Annotated in this window: 18 protein-coding genes, 1 other RNA gene, 1 riboswitch and 1 other annotated feature; of the genes, 18 read left to right on the top strand and 1 reads right to left on the bottom strand. The window is 47.5% G+C overall.

What is annotated here, in order from left to right:
- The first annotated feature begins 13 nt into the window (after positions 1-13).
- The 3 genes from BKD12_RS04765 (at position 14) to BKD12_RS04775 (ending at position 2,520) form a co-directional block, all read left to right on the top strand.
- Positions 14-892: a sensor histidine kinase gene (locus BKD12_RS04765; protein ID WP_242872706.1), complete on the top strand. Its 879-nt coding sequence runs from the start codon at positions 14-16 to the stop codon at positions 890-892.
- Positions 893-913: 21 nt separating this feature from the next.
- Positions 914-1,096: non-coding RNA, 6S RNA (ssrS, locus tag BKD12_RS04770), on the top strand.
- Positions 1,097-1,176: 80 nt separating this feature from the next.
- The gene (locus BKD12_RS04775) at positions 1,177-2,520 is read left to right on the top strand and encodes a SpoIID/LytB domain-containing protein (RefSeq protein ID WP_083262834.1); all 1,344 of its coding nucleotides are present in this window, start codon (positions 1,177-1,179) and stop codon (positions 2,518-2,520) included.
- 65 nt (positions 2,521-2,585) lie between these two features.
- Here BKD12_RS04775 and BKD12_RS04780 read toward each other — a convergent pair whose 3' ends face one another.
- Positions 2,586-3,155, bottom strand: coding sequence for a xanthine phosphoribosyltransferase (locus BKD12_RS04780; RefSeq protein WP_070088184.1), 570 nt, complete (start codon positions 3,153-3,155; stop codon positions 2,586-2,588).
- Between the two features lie 111 nt (positions 3,156-3,266).
- Here BKD12_RS04780 and BKD12_RS04785 point away from each other — a divergent pair, with 111 nt between their 5' ends.
- From BKD12_RS04785 to cbiD, 15 genes are all read left to right on the top strand, one after another.
- On the top strand, positions 3,267-4,082 hold the full coding sequence (locus BKD12_RS04785; protein WP_070088185.1) for a YihY/virulence factor BrkB family protein: 816 nt from the start codon (positions 3,267-3,269) through the stop codon (positions 4,080-4,082).
- Positions 4,083-4,140: 58 nt separating this feature from the next.
- Positions 4,141-4,379: a binding site (T-box leader), on the top strand.
- A gap of 43 nt (positions 4,380-4,422) precedes the next feature.
- On the top strand, positions 4,423-5,442 hold the full coding sequence (gene pheS / locus BKD12_RS04790) for a phenylalanine--tRNA ligase subunit alpha (protein ID WP_070088186.1): 1,020 nt from the start codon (positions 4,423-4,425) through the stop codon (positions 5,440-5,442).
- A gap of 98 nt (positions 5,443-5,540) precedes the next feature.
- Complete coding sequence (pheT, locus tag BKD12_RS04795; RefSeq protein ID WP_070088187.1) at positions 5,541-7,961, top strand: phenylalanine--tRNA ligase subunit beta; 2,421 nt, start codon at positions 5,541-5,543, stop codon at positions 7,959-7,961.
- A 15-nt stretch (positions 7,962-7,976) separates the two neighbouring features.
- Entirely contained in the window at positions 7,977-8,948 is a 972-nt protein-coding gene (gene sppA / locus BKD12_RS04800) for a signal peptide peptidase SppA (RefSeq protein WP_070088188.1), read from the top strand.
- The gene (locus BKD12_RS04805) at positions 8,929-9,564 is read left to right on the top strand and encodes an RDD family protein (RefSeq protein ID WP_070088189.1); all 636 of its coding nucleotides are present in this window, start codon (positions 8,929-8,931) and stop codon (positions 9,562-9,564) included. Before sppA ends, BKD12_RS04805 begins: the two co-directional genes overlap by 20 nt.
- Positions 9,565-9,566: 2 nt before the next feature.
- Positions 9,567-10,592, top strand: a complete 1,026-nt coding sequence (gene queA / locus BKD12_RS04810) for a tRNA preQ1(34) S-adenosylmethionine ribosyltransferase-isomerase QueA (RefSeq protein ID WP_070088190.1) — start codon at positions 9,567-9,569, stop codon at positions 10,590-10,592.
- Between the two features lie 270 nt (positions 10,593-10,862).
- Positions 10,863-11,753 carry a DUF362 domain-containing protein gene (locus BKD12_RS04815; protein WP_070088191.1) on the top strand — a complete coding sequence of 297 codons (891 nt, stop codon included), beginning with the start codon at positions 10,863-10,865 and terminating at the stop codon, positions 11,751-11,753.
- Positions 11,754-11,938: 185 nt separating this feature from the next.
- The gene (locus BKD12_RS04820) at positions 11,939-12,136 is read left to right on the top strand and encodes a nucleic acid-binding protein (RefSeq protein ID WP_070088192.1); all 198 of its coding nucleotides are present in this window, start codon (positions 11,939-11,941) and stop codon (positions 12,134-12,136) included.
- Between the two features lie 143 nt (positions 12,137-12,279).
- Positions 12,280-12,660, top strand: a complete 381-nt coding sequence (locus tag BKD12_RS04825) for a hypothetical protein (protein ID WP_141736929.1) — start codon at positions 12,280-12,282, stop codon at positions 12,658-12,660.
- 60 nt (positions 12,661-12,720) lie between these two features.
- Positions 12,721-13,095, top strand: a complete 375-nt coding sequence (locus tag BKD12_RS04830; RefSeq protein WP_070088194.1) for a hypothetical protein — start codon at positions 12,721-12,723, stop codon at positions 13,093-13,095.
- A gap of 17 nt (positions 13,096-13,112) precedes the next feature.
- Entirely contained in the window at positions 13,113-13,700 is a 588-nt protein-coding gene (locus BKD12_RS04835) for a GNAT family N-acetyltransferase (RefSeq protein WP_070088195.1), read from the top strand.
- Positions 13,701-13,736: 36 nt separating this feature from the next.
- Positions 13,737-13,994, top strand: a complete 258-nt coding sequence (locus BKD12_RS04840; protein WP_141736930.1) for a hypothetical protein — start codon at positions 13,737-13,739, stop codon at positions 13,992-13,994.
- 68 nt (positions 13,995-14,062) lie between these two features.
- The gene (locus BKD12_RS04845) at positions 14,063-14,389 is read left to right on the top strand and encodes a DUF3784 domain-containing protein (RefSeq protein ID WP_070088197.1); all 327 of its coding nucleotides are present in this window, start codon (positions 14,063-14,065) and stop codon (positions 14,387-14,389) included.
- 137 nt (positions 14,390-14,526) lie between these two features.
- Positions 14,527-14,943, top strand: coding sequence for a zinc ribbon domain-containing protein (locus BKD12_RS04850; RefSeq protein WP_408606937.1), 417 nt, complete (start codon positions 14,527-14,529; stop codon positions 14,941-14,943).
- A 62-nt stretch (positions 14,944-15,005) separates the two neighbouring features.
- A riboswitch (cobalamin riboswitch) is annotated at positions 15,006-15,198 on the top strand.
- 116 nt (positions 15,199-15,314) lie between these two features.
- Positions 15,315-16,421 (top strand): cobalt-precorrin-5B (C(1))-methyltransferase CbiD, encoded by a 1,107-nt coding sequence (cbiD, locus tag BKD12_RS04855; protein ID WP_070088199.1) that lies wholly within the window; start codon positions 15,315-15,317, stop codon positions 16,419-16,421.
- Positions 16,422-16,424 lie beyond the last annotated feature (3 nt).

The following is a 16,424-nucleotide window of genomic DNA, read 5'->3' on the forward strand; positions in this document are numbered from 1 at the left end:
TGGCTTCATTTGTTTGATACTGGCTGTGGCAGTGATTCTGTTGACGGCAAAAATATGGTCAATGCGGCATGGAGCCGCCAGACTCCGTAAAGACTTTGGGGAGAAACTCCGTGAAGATACGAATGTAGGGTTAATGATGGACTGTCAGGACAAGGAAATGCTGAAGCTGGCAGCGGATCTTGACAGGCAGCTTTTGCTTTTGAGGAGGGCAAGGCTTCAGTACGAACTGGGAGATCAGGAAATAAAGACTGCTGTTACGAATATTTCTCATGATCTTCGGACGCCACTGACTGCTATCAGCGGCTATCTGCAGCTTTTGAAATCGGAAAAGATGACAGAGCAGGCAAAAGAGTATGTAGGCGTCATCGAAAACCGCACGGAAGCCATGCGCCAGCTGACAGAGGAATTATTTTCCTATTCTGTGGTAACAACTGCCAGCCAGTACCGCAAGGAAGAAGAAGTGCTGCTTGGCGAGATACTGGAGGACAGCATTGCCAGCATGTATGGAGCATTGGTGGAAAAGAATATCCATCTGGAGGTCCGGATGCCGGAGAAAAAGATCCGGGTAAAAGCAAACCGGAGCGGGCTTATGCGCGTGTTTGGAAATATTATCAATAATGCGTTGAAATATAGTGACGGTGATCTTCTGATCCGTCTGGAGGAAGACGGAGAGGTGTCTTTTTCCAACCATGCCAGGGAGCTTGACGAAGTGGAGGCAGGAAAATTATTTCAGAGATTCTACACGGTGCAGAATGGAAGGGAATCCACAGGTCTTGGACTTTCGATTGCACGGGCTTTGGTGGAACAGATGGGAGGAAAGATCTGGGCCAGGAAGGAAGAGGAGTGGTTTACCATAAGAATCTTGTTGCAGGCAGTTGTAAAAAACGGGTAAATAGGTTATAATATTTCCAGTGGAAACCTGGGATGTTCGATAACTCCCGTAATTTTGAACCTACAAAACTTTAAACGGGACTCTTATATCTCTGTAATATGTCAAGCCTCCGAATGAGTCAGTGGAAGGCAGAAAAGCAGATGCGGACACCCACCTGGCTGCGGCTAGGAGTCAAAATACGGGAAACGGCATTCTGGGGACATACAAAAGATAAAGGCAGCCGCATATGCGGCTGTCTTTTTTCATACATATAAGAGAAAGGAAAGGACAAGGAGTCATTAGGATTGTATAGGAGAATACATAGACTGGGCGGATACCTGGCGGCACTTGGGATCTGTCTTCTGGTTATCTGTGGCCTGCAGGCTCTTCTTCTGGATCAGGGAAGACAGGAAGAGCCTTGGGCAACGGACAGGGGAGGGGGAGTAAAAGAGGAAAAGGGAGAAGAGAAGAAAAGCACGGGAGAGGACATCGGCGGGGAAATGGGAAATCCCAATATTCGGGTGCTGATCATGAGTACCGGTTACGAGAATATTGCTCATCCGGAAGTGACGGTAACGGCGGCAGGAGGACTGGTGGTTGAGTCCGGGCAGGGAACGGAAGAGATGGAAGCAGGGCAGCCGCTGACACTTCGGCCGGATGACGGGAGATTTGCAGCCGGGAAGGTGCGTATCCAGGCAAAGGACGGCGGTGATCTGACTCTTGCCAGTATTAAACGGGGGTGTGGACAGCCGTCCTATGCCGGAGTGCTGGAGCTTCGCACTACAGCGGAAGGAATCGTCATTATCAATGAACTTCCGGTGGAGTCTTATCTGTGCCGGGTGGTGCCAAGCGAGATGCCGGCATCCTATGAGCTGGAGGCATTAAAGGCACAGGCTGTGTGCGCCAGGAGCTATGCCTTCCGGCAGATGGCAGAATATGGCTATCCGGAATATGAGGCCCATGTGAATGACAGCACTGATTATCAGGTGTATGGAAATTCTGCCGTTCAGGAATCGGCTACAAAGGCTGTGGAAGAAACGGCAGGGCAGGTAGTGCGGTATCAGGGACAGATTGTGACCACCTATTATTATTCCACTTCCTGTGGAAAGACGACCAGCCTGGAGGCCTGGGGGACGGCTCCGGATGAGACGAACCGATATCTGACATCCGTGGAAGTAAAGGATCAGGATGGAGATTATGAAAAGGATCTGCCATGGTACCGTTGGGAAGCAAGGATTCCGGTACAGACATTGTCTAATCTGGCGGGACTTAATTTAGGTCAGGATCTGGGGGTGCTTACGAATGTGGAGATATCGGAGACGGGACCGGGTGGTGTGGCCCTGAAGGTAACTTTTACCGGAGAGAAGGGGAGCGCTTCTGTAGAAACAGAAAACAAGATCCGCAGGGCCTTTGGGGGAAGCGGGTATGAGATCACGAAACAGGACGGAACAGTTACGGAAAGCCAGCCCCTTCTTCCCAGTGCCTTTTTTACGATAGAAAAAAGCGGGGATGTTTTTGTCCTCCATGGCGGCGGGTATGGGCACGGAATTGGCATGAGCCAGAACGGCGCTAATGAGATGGCTAAAAAGGGGAAAAATTATCAGGAGATCCTCACACTGTTTTACCAGGGGGCTGAAATCGGGGTATAAGATTAAAAATACAGAGCCGCCATATCGTTTTATGGCGGCTCTGCGATCAGCAAAATGTAAATGGTCTACCGGAAGGAAAGTCCGGTGTCTGTCATGGAATCGATGATGGCAAGAGACTCCAGGTGAACGCCGCTTTCACGGATCAGCTTTCCTCCCTGCTGAAATCCTTTTTCGATCACGATTCCAGCTCCTTCGATGGATGCGCCGGCTTCATGGATCAGATCCAGAAGTCCCATCAGAGCACATCCGTTGGCCAAGAAATCATCAATTACAAGCACATGGTCCTCCGGGCCCAGAAATTTTTTGGAGAGAATTACATCATAAACTTTTTTGTGGGTAAAGGATTCGACTCTTGTATGATAAACCTCGCCGTCAATATTGATACTCTGAGCCTTTTTTGCAAATACTACAGGTACATGAAAATATTGAGCGGCAATACAGGCAATGCCGATGCCGGAAGCCTCGATGGTCAGGATCTTGGTGATCTTTTCACTTGGAAACCGTCGGCGGAACTCCTTTCCGATTTCGTTGATCAGATCAATATCCATCTGATGATTCAGAAAGCTGTCTACTTTCAGTACATTGCCTGGTTTTACCACGCCATCTTTTAAAATCCGTTCCTTCAAAAGCTCCATTGATTCTACCTTCCTTAGTAAGAAAATTATATGTATAATTTATATAGTAATAGATGGGGATGCTTTTTTCAATAGACAAAAACGGAAAAATCAAGTAAAATGAAGGGTACTATGAAAAGAGTTAAGGAAATCTATCAGAAAATCATAGAGGTTACCGAAGAAATCGGAGCAAATCACGTGGGAGCGTATGCGGCACAGTCAGCATACTTTTTTATGCTGTGTATGATTCCGATCATTTTGCTTTTGCTGACACTGGTACAGTATACCCCTGTCACCAAGGCGGATGTGATGACTGCGGTGATGCAGGTTTTCCCCACCTCTGTGGATTCCATGATGGCAACGATCGTCAATCAGGTCTATAACCAGTCCACAGGGATTATCCCGATCACTATCATTGTGGCGCTCTGGTCGGCGGGCAAGGGTGTTCTTGCCATGACAACAGGACTAAACTGTGTCTATCACTGCCGGGAGACCCGTAATTATCTGATCCTGAGGCTGCGGTCTACCTTATATACCGTCATGTTCCTTCTGGTCATCCTGTTTTTACTGCTCTTGTCGGTGTTTGGTAACTCTCTGAATATTTTTATTACAGAACACATCCCCATTTTTGAGGAGTTTGCCGACCGTATGATCGAACTGCGGGCAGTGCTGACGCCTATCGTGCTGGTTGCATTTCTTCTGCTGATCTATAAGTTTCTTCCGAACCGAAAGGATAAGTTTATAAGGCAGCTTCCAGGTGCTGTGTTTACAGCAATAGGCTGGATGGCTATTTCCTGGATATTTTCTGTATATGTAGATGTGTTTACCGGATTTTCCAGTATGTACGGGAGTCTGACTACGATTGTGCTCATTATGCTGTGGATGTATTTTTGTATGTACTGTATCCTGCTTGGCGGAGAGTTGAATATGAGGATCTTTCCGGAGTGACGGGAGATTTTTCTTGACATCCGCTGCACTTCTGGATACAATAGTTTCGTATAGATAGAAAAAAGCGATGACCGTGTCAGTAGAGGACCATTTTCCGGCAGAGAGGGGAGATCGGTGGGCTGAAAGTTTCCCCGGGTTCAGATGGCGATCGAATTTCCCACGTGAGCTGCGTCTTTGAAATTTTTAAAACAGAGTAGAAGATGCCGTTGATGCACGTTACGCAGTAATGAGTGTCTGTTTTCACAGGAATGGAAAGCGGGAATCAGGGTGGTAACACGGGTTGGACTCGTCCCTTTTAAAGGGGCGTTTTTTTATTTTACAGAAAAGGAAGGAAAAGAAGATGCAGGAAAAGCTGAAAAACATCAAAGAAGAAGCATTGAAAGCCATAGAAGCGGCTGATATGCCGGAAAAACTAAATGATGTGCGGGTACGCTTCCTGGGGAAAAAAGGTGAGCTGACCGCTGTATTAAAGGGAATGAAGGATGTTGCACCGGAGGAACGCCCGAAGGTGGGACAGCTGGTCAATGAGACCAGAGCAGCAATTGAGTCGGTGCTGGAGGAAAGCCGCCGCAAAATGGAGCGTACGATCCGGGAAGAGAAAATGAAGCAGGAAGTTATTGATGTGACACTTCCGTCTAAGAAAAACATGGTGGGTCACCGCCATCCAAATACGATTGCGCTGGAAGAGATTGAGAGGATCTTTGTCGGCATGGGGTATGAGGTAGTGGAAGGTCCGGAGATTGAATATGATCTTTATAATTTTGAGAAGCTGAATATTCCGGCGGATCATCCGGCTAAGGACGAGCAGGATACTTTCTATATAAATAAGGATATCGTGCTCAGAACCCAGACTTCTCCGGTGCAGGCCCGTGTTATGGAACAGGGAAAACTGCCGATCCGCGTGATCTCTCCGGGGCGCGTGTTCCGTTCTGATGAAGTGGACGCCACTCATTCTCCGTCTTTCCATCAGGTGGAGGGTCTTGTAATTGATAAGAATATTTCCTTTGCAGACCTGAAAGGGACATTAGAAGTATTTGCAAAGGAATTGTTCGGACCGGAGACCAAAACGAAATTCCGTCCACACCATTTCCCATTTACCGAGCCGAGCGCAGAGGTGGACGTATCCTGCTTCAAGTGCGGCGGCAAAGGTTGCCGGTTCTGTAAAGGATCCGGATGGATCGAAATCCTGGGCTGCGGCATGGTGCATCCGCACGTGCTGGAAATGTGCGGCATCGATTCCAAAAAATATTCCGGATTCGCCTTCGGAGTAGGCCTGGAGCGAATCGCACTGCTGAAATACGAGATTGACGATATGCGTCTTCTGTACGAAAACGATATCAGATTTTTACGGCAGTTTTAAATAGGGACACCCCAAATTGCAAAAAGGGACAGGGGGAAAGCGGATTGGGGACGTACCCCTTTTGCAATGTACTACGTCCCCATTGAAAGGAGAAGAATATGAATACATCATTATCATGGATCAAAGCGTATGTCCCGGATCTTGACGTGACTGCGCAGGAATATACGGATGCGATGACACTTTCCGGAACGAAGGTGGAAGGATACGAAGAACTGGATGCGGATCTGTCAAAGATTGTGGTAGGACAGATCGAGAAGATCGAGAAGCATCCGGATGCAGATAAATTGATCATCTGCCAGGTGAATGTAGGAGCAGAAACTATCCAGATTGTGACGGGCGCGCCGAACGTGCATGAGGGCGATAAGGTGCCGGTCGTGCTGGACGGCGGCCGTGTGGCCGGAGGCCATGAGCCGGGAAGCCGCGTCAAAGGCGGCATCAAGATTAAGAAAGGAAAGCTTCGCGGCGTGGAAAGCTGCGGTATGATGTGCTCAATCGAAGAGCTGGGCTCTAACCGTGACATGTATCCGGAAGCACCGGAGGAAGGCATCTACATCTTCCCGGAAAACACGGAAGTAGGGGCCGACGCAGTGGAAGTGCTGGGACTTCATGACGTGGTATTTGAGTATGAGGTGACCTCCAACCGTGTGGACTGCTTCAGTGTGGTTGGTATCGCAAGAGAAGCAGCTGCTACGTTCGGAAAGGAATTTTATCCGCCTGTAGTGACGCCTACCGGAAATGACGAGGATGCCAGCGATTATATCAAGGTTACTGTAAAAAATACGGATCTTTGCCCCAGATACTGCGCCAGAGTCGTAAAGAATATTAAGATCGGACCATCTCCGGAATGGATGCAGAGAAGACTGGCTTCTGTAGGAATCCGTCCGATCAATAACCTGGTGGACATCACCAACTACGTGATGGAAGAGTACGGACAGCCCATGCATGCCTATGACCTGGATACCATCGAGGACCGGGAGATCATCGTGCGTACAGCGGCAAAGGGAGAAAAATTCACTACCCTGGACGGACAGGAGCGCCAGATGGACGAATCTGTCCTGATGATCTGTGACGGCAGAAAATCCATTGGAATTGCTGGTATCATGGGTGGAGAAAACTCCATGATCACTGACGACGTACACACCATGCTGTTTGAGGCGGCCTGCTTTGACGGAACCAATATCCGTAAATCCAGCAAGAAGGTAGGGCTTCGTACCGATGCTTCCGGCAAATTCGAGAAGGGACTGGATCCCAATAATGCACAGGCGGCCATCGACCGTGCCTGCCAGCTGGTAGAGGAGATGGGAGCCGGAGAAGTGGTAGGCGGAATGGTAGACGTTTACGCTGAAAAGAGAGAGCCGGTGCGGATCACATTCCAGCCGGATGAGATCAACGTCCTTCTGGGAACTGATATTTCAGCAGAAGATATGCTGGGATATTTTGAAAAAATCGGACTGTCTTACGAAAAAGAAACAAATGAAGTTATCATCCCTACCTTCCGTCAGGATCTTCTGCGTACGGCGGATCTGGCAGAGGAAGTGGCAAGATTTTTCGGATACGACAATATCCCGACCACGCTTCCAAGCGGCGAGTCTACCATGGGCAAGCTGCCGTTTAAGCTGCGGGTAGAAGATATCGCAAAAGAAATCGCAGAATTCTGCGGCTTCAGCCAGGGCATGACCTATTCTTTCGAAAGCCCAAAGGTATTTGATAAGCTGCAGATCCCGGAGGATTCCGAACTGCGCAGAGTAGTAGAGATCATGAACCCTCTGGGCGAGGACTACAGCATCATGCGGACACTGCCGCTGAATGGTATGCTGTCCTCTCTTGCAACGAACTATAACCGGAGAAATAAAAATGTAAGGCTTTATGAGCTGGCAAATGTATATCTGCCAAAAGAGCTTCCGTTAAAAGAGCTTCCTGAGGAGCGGATGCAGTTTACCCTGGGAATGTATGGAGATGGCGATTTCTACAGCATGAAGGGTGTAGTGGAAGAATTCCTGGAGAAGGCAGGACTTCATGAAAAAGAATCATATGACCCGGCCGGCAACAGGCCGTATCTGCATCCCGGCCGCCAGGCGAATATCCTGTATGCAGGCAATGTGATCGGATATTTGGGAGAAGTGCATCCGGACGTAGCAGATGCCTACGGCATTGGAGAAAGAGCTTATATTGCTGTCTTAGATATGCCGGAAGTAACAAAATATGCAACCTTTGACCGCAAATATACGGGAATCGCAAAATACCCGGCAGTGACCAGGGACATCAGTATGGTAATGCCAAAAGAAATTCTGGCCGGACAGGTGGAAGAAGTGATCGAGGCAAAAGGAGGAGCTTATCTGGAAAGCTACGCACTGTTTGACGTATATGAGGGTGCACAGATTAAAGCCGGCTACAAATCCTTAGCATACTCTATTGTATTCCGGGCAAAGGATAAGACCCTGGAAGATGCCGAGGTTACAGAAGCGATGGAACGTATCCTGAAAACACTGGAAGGCATGGGAATCGAACTCCGGAAATAAAATGAGGTGACGACTATGAAGAAAAAGCAGATCGGCGGTCTCATCATTGCCGCAGTTTTATTTATCGCAGTAGGTGTATCCAGCGTGCTGACGAATGCGGTGTCAGAAAGGATGCTGGAAAGCAGTGTGGAGACCCTGCTTACCGGGAATTATACCTTTAATGCGCCGCTGAGCGACTATATCGCTGTCGTGCGCGTGGAGGGCACAATTCAGGAACAGACGTCTACCGGAGCCCTGGACAGCGGCTACCAGCATACGACGACACTGGAGTATATCGACCATCTGATGGAGGACTCAAACAATAAAGGCATCCTTCTGTATGTGGACTCACCGGGAGGAACAGTCTATGAGTCAGAGGAGCTCTATCTGAAACTGAAAGAATATAAAGAGACAACGGATCGCCCGGTATGGGACTATATGGCCCATTATGCGGCTTCCGGCGGATATATGGTTTCCATGGCGGCAGACAGGATCTATGCAAATCCCAATACCGTGACCGGATCCATTGGCGTGATCATGTCTGGTTACGATCTGACTGGGCTGTATGAAAAACTGGGAATCCGCTATGTCAGCATTACCAGCGGGGAAAATAAAGACAGCAGTCAGCTGACGGATGAGCAGATTGCCATCTATCAGACGCAGGTAGACGAATATTATAATAAATTCGTAGGTATTGTATCTGAGGGCAGAAGTATGTCCGAGGATGATGTCAAAGCGCTGGCGGATGGACGTACTTATACGGCTAAGCAGGCGCAGGAAAATGGACTGATCGATGAGATCAGTCTCTATGAAGATATGAAGGACGCCATGAGCAAGGAACTTGGCACGGATGAGTTTTATGAGCTGGAAACACCAGTCAGCGTATGGTCTTCGCTGTTTGCAAAGGCAGAAGAAATCGTGCCAAAATCCGAAGCGCAGATACTGACAGAAACCGCAGAAGAAATGGAAAGCGGGGTGCCGATGTACTATGCAGAACAGTTACAGTAGCCGTGATACGGAGTATGCAGGATTCTGGGTCCGGCTTGCCGCATATGTGATCGACAGCATCATCGTTTTCTTCGGGCTTCTGTTTGTCCGACTGTTTCTGTCAGGAATCATGTCGGTCTTGTCCGATACATGGATTGGAGGAAATATTTTATTTCATTATACGCTGAAGGATATCCTGCTCTATGGTTTTCAGGTGCTTTATTTCATCCTTTGCACCTATCTGACAGGCACCACGCTTGGAAAACGGGCAATGAACCTTCGTGTAGTCAGTGCGGACGGGCAAAAGCTTACGATTCTCAATATAGTATACAGAGAAACGATAGGGCGCTTTTTATGCAGCCTTTCTGTGGGGATAGGGTATATTATTGCCGGTGTTGACCGGGAAAAAAGAGGACTTCATGACATCCTCTGTGATACCAGAGTGATCTATGCAAAAAGAGTAAAGGTAATTCCGGTGTACCCCAGATATCAGGCACCGCCAATGCCTGGACAGCCAATGCCTGGACCGGGGCAGACAGTTGTGCCGCCAATGCCTGGATATCCGCCGCAGAATACACAGCCGCCTCGGGAGGAACAGCCTGATACGGCGGGAGAAGAAAACAGAAGGGATTCTTAAAGATGAAACGACAGGATTTTTATTATGATCTGCCGGAAGAACTGATTGCACAGGATCCTTTAAAAGATCGTTCCAGCTCCAGACTCCTTGTCTTAGACAAAGAGTCCGGGGCTGTTTCCCATCATGTGTTTCGGGAGATCGGGGATTATCTGGAAAAAGGAGATTGTCTGGTCATCAATGATACGAAGGTGATTCCGGCAAGACTGATTGGTTCCAAGATAGGAACTAATGCCAAGATAGAAATATTATTGTTGAAAAGGAAAGAAAATAATATCTGGGAAACATTAGTGAAACCTGGAAAGAAGGCAAAAGTCGGGGCGAAGATCAGTTTCGGCGACGGTCTTCTGGTAGGAGAGGTTATTGATGTGGTAGAAGAAGGCAATCGTCTGGTACAGTTTTCTTTTGAAGGGATTTTTGAGGAAATTCTGGATCAGCTGGGACAGATGCCCCTGCCGCCCTATATTACCCATCAGCTGGAGGATAAGGACCGATATAATACAGTTTATGCTGAACACTCTGGATCAGCTGCTGCTCCTACGGCCGGGCTTCATTTTACACCGGAGCTGCTGGAAGAGATTCAGAAGAAAGGTGTGGATATTGCAAGAGTGACGCTTCATGTAGGACTTGGGACTTTCCGGCCAGTTAAGGCAGATGAGATCACTGATCATCATATGCACTCGGAATTCTATCAGATCGATGAGGAGGCTGCTGAGAAGATCAATCAGGCGAAGGCAAACGGACACCGTGTGATCTGTGTAGGAACCACCAGCTGCCGGACCATTGAATCTGCCGCGGATGAAAACGGACATTTGAAAGCTCAGAGCGGATGGACGGATATCTTCATCTATCCGGGATATCGCTTTAAGATCCTGGACTGTCTGATTACCAACTTCCATCTGCCGGAGTCTACACTGATTATGCTGGTGTCGGCCCTGGCCGGCAGAGAGCATGTGCTGGCGGCTTATGAGGAGGCGGTGAAAGAGCGTTATCGCTTCTTTTCTTTTGGAGACGCCATGTTTATCAAGTAAAAAGAGATATGATATAAGAAATGCCGGCGCCCGGCTGCTTTAGCAGTTGGACGCCGGCGTTTCGGAGTTTCTCCCTTCCTGATACCAGCCGTTGCTGGCTGTGCAGATAAGAATCAGTCCTGTTTCGGAACTGACGTAATAAATACTCAAAATGCATTACCGAAATAATTTTGCTGAAAATTATTGAAATATCTTGACCTTAAGTTAACTTTAGGTATTAAGATAAAATAAAGCATGTATGCAGTTCGAAAAGCAGGAAGGTGAGGGAGGATGAAATCAAAAGTATATTTTACAAAGGAGATTACCCCGGAAAAGGTTGTTGAAATGTATCAGGCAATGGGGCTGGAACTGCCTGGAAAAGTAGCGGTGAAGGTTCATTCCGGGGAAAAAGGAAATCAGAACTTTTTAAGACCTGAATTCTGGAAACCTATGGTGGAAACAGTTCACGGTACGATCGTGGAATGTAATACCGCCTATGGAGATGCTGCAGGTGGTGTGCGTGATAACACGGCTTCGCACCTGAAACTTCTGGAGGAGCACGGATGGACAAAGTATTTTGATGTAGATCTTATGGATGCAGAGGGACCGGATATAGTCTGGCCGATTCCGAATGGAAAAGTACTAAAAGAGAACAAGCTGGGAAAAAATATAGAGAATTATGATTCCATGCTGGTTCTGGCACACTTTAAAGGCCATCCTATGGGAGGTTATGGCGGGGCGCTTAAGCAGCTTGCTATCGGCTGTGCGTCCAGGGCTGGAAAGGCACTGATCCACTCAGCCGGAAAGACGGAGGATCGGTTTGAAACCTGGCAGCAGCATGCAAGCAATGTGGTGTTCCCGGAGGCTATGGCGGATGCAGCTTCGAGCGTGGTGGATCATTTCAAAGGAAAGATTGCGTTTATCAATGTAATGAAGAATCTATCCGTAGATTGTGACTGCTGCCAGGTAGCAGAGGACCCATGTATGAAAGACATTGGAATCCTGGCATCTACGGATCCGGTAGCTATTGATCAGGCCTGCATGGATCTTGTGATCCATTCTGATGATCCGGGACGGGATCACTTTATGGAAAGAGTAAACAGCCGGAATGGAATTCATACTATTGAGGCGGCTGCGGATCTGGGCGTCGGATCCCGGGAATATGAATTGATAGAGATGTAATGGAACGATGGGGGACGTACACTTTTGGCATTGGTGTACGTCCCCATTTGCGTTTATCCCTGTCCCCATTTGCGTTAGCCCCTGTCCCTATTTGTGTTTTGGGGTCCTGGCAAAACAAAAGCATCTTCTCAATATCATTCAGAAACGGTATAATGAAAACAGAAAATCTAATCTGGAGGTGCGAAATGAGGAAGTGTATCCGCTGTGGAAGTGAGATGAAAGAAAATTGTGCGATAAAGGTGGAAGGGGCAGGATATGGCATTATACTTTCTTCCGACGAGAATAAGCTATTTGGAGGAAGAATGGGGAAACCGAAAGTCGCTATATGTCCAAACTGTGGAGAGGTTTCTGTCTATATGGAAAACATAGAGAAGCTGAGATAGAATGAAATCAGATGAATAGAGAAATCATCCCAACAATGTCCTTAGACAGCGGCTTGACGCCGGAACAAACGGCAGAACGGATGAATGTACCTGTGAAGTTTGTAAATGCATGTAGTCTGAGGAGGTGAAAGGAATTCATGTCTTTGAAACCCAGGAAAATTATAAAAGGAATCTTTGTGATGCTGGGGATGGCAGCAGTTTTTATGGGGATTCTGGTAGCCGGTTTCATATATGTGACAGAATACAAAATTCACGTAATCTCTGATAGCTTTTCGGCGGATCGGACTTACCGGCTGGAAATTGATCAGGTAGGCGATCCGGCCTGGCCTTACGGGAGCACAGACTGCCGGCTTGTTTTGTATTCTAAAGAAGATGAAAAGATCCGTGAAAAAGATTTCTCGGTGGCTAATGACGGGAAGAATGTTTCAGAGAATAGTTTTTCCATACGATGGGAAGAGGAGCAGGTTATAGTTACTGTATATGGAGAAGAACAGGGATATATAGAGTACACATTGCAGTATTAGCGCAGAAAATGGCGGAAGACGATAAATCAAAAAATACAGATGTTTAACGGGAGGTTTCAGATGAAGCGAGAACTGGGGATCGCAAGGTGTGGACTTGCCTGCTGTTTGTGTTCTGAAAATGTGGCATGTGCCGGCTGTGATTCAGGAGAATGTCCGGATAAGGACTGGTGCGAAAACAGAAAGTGCTCCATTTCTAAAAAAATCGGACATTGCTATGAGTGTGATGAAAAATGTACAAAGGGGCTATTAAGCAAGATCAAACCCTACGCTTTTACGGAGTTTGTCAGAAGATATGGGGAAGATCAGCTCCTGGACTGTCTGGAAAGGAATGAGAAGAATGGGATCGTCTATCACCGTGAAGGTATAAATGGCGATTATGATGATTTTGACGATGTGGAAGCTTTGATAGAATATATAAAAACTGGACACAGATAAAATATGGAAAGGCAGAAATGAATACGCCAACACTTGAAACAGAACGGTTAATATTAAGAAGGTTTACTGAAAATGATCTAAAAGCTATGTATCTGATTTACAGCGATGAAGAGGCCAATCGGTTTCTTCCCTGGTTTCCTGTAAAAAGCATGGAGGAAACGCGGAAGCTTTTCGAGGAAAGGTATATGGCACAATATACCCGGCCACAGGCCTATGCTTACGCTGTCTGCCTGAAAAAGGATCATATTCCTGTCGGATACATACATGTTGATGTGGAAGAGCCCTACGATTTTGGCTATGGCCTGCGGAAAGAGTTCTGGCACCAGGGTATTATGACGGAAGCGGCAATAGTAGTGACGGAACAGTTGAAAAAAGACGGGATCCCGTATATTACGGCGACGCATGACAGAAACAATCCCAGGAGCGGCGGCGTGATGAAAAGGATCGGAATGGAATACCAATATTCCTATGAAGAACAGTGGCAGCCTAAGGATATCTTGGTAACTTTTCGCATGTATCAATTAAACCTTGACGGGCAGGAAGACAGAGTCTGTAAAAAATACTGGGATGGCTCGGAAGTTCATTTTATAGAAGCAGATATATGATTTTGGGAACAATAGAACGGCATTTAAGAGGAATGTATGATGAAAGGATTTAAACGAAAAATAGAAATACTCAATTATCTTCTTGCAAATTACAATAACGGACGCAGAAAAACTTTTTTCTGTATAGCGGTCAACTTATTGGACCTTCCTGATATTCGGGAGATCCTGCGGCAGATCGGGGAAAATAATGAGTTGTCTGAAGCTACGGAAAAAGAAAGAGGTTTGTATGTTGTAAAAGCATTTCAAAACATTGCAGACAAAAGAGATATAAAACTAAAGCTTCGCAAGAAATAAATAATAGCATGCTATATAAAATGCTGAGGATTTTTGGTTTGTAAACTTATATTTAGGAGGCGGCGCTTATGAGTATTTTAGGAATGATACTTACCCTTTTGATTCCCTGGGGAGCAGTTTTGTGGGGAGTGAATATTTATCATCAAAAAGGCACCTGGTTTCTGGACGGATGGAATACAATGAGAGAAGAAGAAAAAGCCTCTTATAATGAGGAGGAAATGTGTCATCTTTTTGGAAGGTGCATCATTTTTTGTGGAGTAGGAGCATTTCTTCTGCTTTATGGCAGCTTTAACCAGAATGACTATATCCTTTGTAGTGGTATAGGAGTTGTTGCAATTGCGGTGATTTTGTCGATTCTATTGCCAAAGATAAATCCGGGGAAATACCGAAAATAAGGATTTTCCATAAAGGCGTCTTTTGGAGAGAACAGGCGCAACAGCGGGTTGCTTTTCTTCTGTAGAACGCCCTGGTATAGTGGGGGTATGGAGGTGAGTAAGGAGTGGAAACGAAGGATATTATTTTAAAACTGCGTTTGAAGCAAGGGCTATCTCAGGAAGAACTGGCAGAAAAAGTTTACGTTACACGTCAGGCAGTTTCCCGCTGGGAAAATGGAGAAACCGTCCCCAATACAGAAACACTGAAGATGTTGTCAATGTTGTTTGGCGTTTCGATCAATACGCTTCTGGGATCCCCAAGAAAGCTGATCTGTCAATGCTGTGGAATGCCTCTTGAAGACGAAGTTATGAGCAGAGAGCCCGATGGTGCATATAACGAGGAATACTGCAAATGGTGTTATGCAGACGGCAAATTTGCCTATACAGATCTGGAGACTCTGGTTGATTTCTGCACAGAGCATATGTCGAATGAGAAATGGCCGAAGGATCAGGCTAGGGCATATTTTGAGGAAGCATTGCCAAAACTTGGTTATTGGAGACAACAGGGAAAGTAGAAGAGGAAAGATCTATATTTCTTGCGTATCCCGCCGGGATATGGTATATTCTATAATTAGTAACTGAATAGGAACTAACAGGTGTCAGACCGGAAAATGCCGGGTCTGGTGAAAAGGGAAACAGGTGAAAATCCTGTGCGAACTCGTCACTGTCATTAGGGAGCAAAGGGTAAAAAGAGCCACTGGGGAACCGGGAAGGCGTACGCTTTGCAAAGATCTAAAAGCCAGGAGACCTGCCTGTTAGGGTACAGGATTTTCCGAACCACGAGTAACTGGTTGTACGTTTTCACACATCATGGCTGGAGAGCCGTGGTGTTTATGCTCGTTTTCGAAAAAGAAAGCGGGCTTTTTTTCATATAGGAGAGGTGGAGATGACAAGGAAAAAGCTGGCGCGGGGATACACGACAGGCACCTGCGCTCAGGCCGCCACAAAGGCGGCCGCCTGGATGCTGCTCACAGGAGAGAAGGTCCAGGAGACGCAGGTGATCCTTCCAAATGGAGAGACTGCCAGGTTTCCTATAGAAGAAATCAAGATCGAAGAGGAAGCGGTTTCCTGCGGAGTGAAAAAGGACAGCGGAGACGATCCGGATATCACCAATGGGATTCTGGTAGAAAGCCGGGTGGAGCGGATCCGGGAGAGCGCTTATCTGGTGGAAGGGGGAATCGGTGTGGGCCGGGTGACAAAGCCGGGCTTGAATCAGCCGGTGGGAGCCTCTGCCATCAACCGGGTTCCAAGAGAAATGATTGGGCAGGAACTTTCAGACGCCGCGCAGGAGACCGGATATGAGGGTGGTCTTAAGGCTGTGATCTCCATTCCGGAGGGAGAGAAGCTGGCAGAGAGGACATTTAATCCAAGGCTTGGTATCGAGGGCGGCCTGTCCATTCTTGGCACCAGCGGACGGGTAGAGCCCATGAGCGAACAGGCGCTTCTGGACACCATCCGCCTGGAGATGCAGGTAAAATACGCAGAAGGGAAACGGTACCTGATCCTGTCCCCTGGAAATTATGGACTGGATTTTCTGAAGCAGAGCTATGGCATAGAAGAAACAGACGTTGTGAAATGCAGCAATTTCATCGGCGATTCCATCGATATGGCGGCAGAAACCGGGTATCAGGGTTTGGTGCTGGTCGGACACATCGGGAAGCTGATCAAGGTAGCGGGCGGTATCATGAACACCCACTCCAAATGGGCGGACTGCCGGATGGAACTTTTTGCGGCCGCGGCGCTCCTTGCCGGGCTTCCGGAAGGAAAGGCCAGAGCTTTCCTGGACTGCGTGACCACGGATGACGCCCTGGCGCAGTGTACCGGAGAGGAACGTGGCCTGATCATGGATGCGGTCATGGACAAGATTGAGAAGTATCTTTCCTACCGCGCCCCAGTGGAGATGGAGACGGCGGCTGTCGTTTTTTCCAATGTGTACGGGACGCTGGGAAAGACCAGTCAGGCGGATGCAATATTGCAAAAAAGCAGGAGGTAGAGC

Origin of the sequence: Merdimonas faecis (genome assembly GCF_001754075.1) — a bacterium.
GTDB classification, from domain to species: Bacteria; Bacillota; Clostridia; order Lachnospirales; family Lachnospiraceae; genus Merdimonas; species Merdimonas faecis.

Bases quoted from the DNA above. Each gene is read 5' to 3' on its own strand.
- BKD12_RS04820 (WP_070088192.1), top strand. From the start codon at position 11,939: ATGAGGAAGTGTATCCGCTGTGGAAGTGAGATGAAAGAAAATTGTGCG.
- BKD12_RS04840 (WP_141736930.1), top strand. From the start codon at position 13,737: ATGATGAAAGGATTTAAACGAAAAATAGAAATACTCAATTATCTTCTT.
- BKD12_RS04805 (WP_070088189.1), top strand. From the start codon at position 8,929: ATGCAGAACAGTTACAGTAGCCGTGATACGGAGTATGCAGGATTCTGG.
- pheT (WP_070088187.1), top strand. From the start codon at position 5,541: ATGAATACATCATTATCATGGATCAAAGCGTATGTCCCGGATCTTGAC.
- BKD12_RS04780 (WP_070088184.1), bottom strand. From the start codon at position 3,155: ATGGAGCTTTTGAAGGAACGGATTTTAAAAGATGGCGTGGTAAAACCA.
- BKD12_RS04835 (WP_070088195.1), top strand. From the start codon at position 13,113: ATGAATACGCCAACACTTGAAACAGAACGGTTAATATTAAGAAGGTTT.
- BKD12_RS04815 (WP_070088191.1), top strand. From the start codon at position 10,863: ATGAAATCAAAAGTATATTTTACAAAGGAGATTACCCCGGAAAAGGTT.
- BKD12_RS04830 (WP_070088194.1), top strand. From the start codon at position 12,721: ATGAAGCGAGAACTGGGGATCGCAAGGTGTGGACTTGCCTGCTGTTTG.
- BKD12_RS04785 (WP_070088185.1), top strand. From the start codon at position 3,267: ATGAAAAGAGTTAAGGAAATCTATCAGAAAATCATAGAGGTTACCGAA.
- pheS (WP_070088186.1), top strand. From the start codon at position 4,423: ATGCAGGAAAAGCTGAAAAACATCAAAGAAGAAGCATTGAAAGCCATA.
- queA (WP_070088190.1), top strand. From the start codon at position 9,567: ATGAAACGACAGGATTTTTATTATGATCTGCCGGAAGAACTGATTGCA.
- cbiD (WP_070088199.1), top strand. From the start codon at position 15,315: ATGACAAGGAAAAAGCTGGCGCGGGGATACACGACAGGCACCTGCGCT.
- BKD12_RS04845 (WP_070088197.1), top strand. From the start codon at position 14,063: ATGAGTATTTTAGGAATGATACTTACCCTTTTGATTCCCTGGGGAGCA.
- sppA (WP_070088188.1), top strand. From the start codon at position 7,977: ATGAAGAAAAAGCAGATCGGCGGTCTCATCATTGCCGCAGTTTTATTT.